This window comes from Streptomyces tateyamensis, from assembly GCF_003205575.1.
In the GTDB taxonomy this organism is placed as follows: Bacteria; Actinomycetota; Actinomycetes; order Streptomycetales; family Streptomycetaceae; genus Kitasatospora; species Kitasatospora tateyamensis.
In genome coordinates this window covers 1-529 of sequence record NZ_PYBW01000367.1, presented here as the reverse complement: position 1 = coordinate 529, position 529 = coordinate 1, and the positions used below count along the sequence as shown (strand labels likewise).

Sequence of the window (529 nt, the reverse complement as noted above, 5' to 3'; positions counted from 1 at the left end):
CCAGCAGCACGTGGCCGCCCGCGAGGATGCCGGCGAGGACCAACTCCAACGCGTCCCGCTTGCCGACCACGACGGTGCCGACCGCGTCCAGGACCGCCCGAGCCAACTGGCCGACCTCGGCGGGGGCAATGCTGCGGTCCCCGTCGTTCATCCGGTTTTCTCCCGTTCGGCGACGATCACCGCGAGGTCGCGCGGCGACGGGGTGCGACGGGGCGGTGTCTCCAGGAACGTCCACAGCCGGTCGCCCAGCAGGGCACGGGCGCGGGCCGGATCCGATTCACGGGTGACGCCGTGGTTCAGGCGCATCCGCTCGTCGGCGATTTCGCCGCTCCGGGGCAGGACCACCTCGGTGAACCGTTCGGGTCGGGTGTTGGACCAGTCCAGCGGCCATTCCCAGCGATTGATCGCGGAACGCCGCGCGTCCCTGGCACCCCAGGTGGAGCGGCCGCCCGCCGCGGCCGTCGCGGCCGGGCCGCCCGCCGGCGGCGGGGGTGGCGGCGCGAGCAGGGCGGTGACCCGGCTGATCGCC

Annotated in this window: 1 pseudogene; it reads right to left on the bottom strand. The window is 74.7% G+C overall.

The features are described from left to right. Window positions 1-147 precede the first annotated feature (147 nt). A pseudogene (locus C7C46_RS33770) lies at window positions 148-529 on the bottom strand (hypothetical protein); the annotation flags it as partial.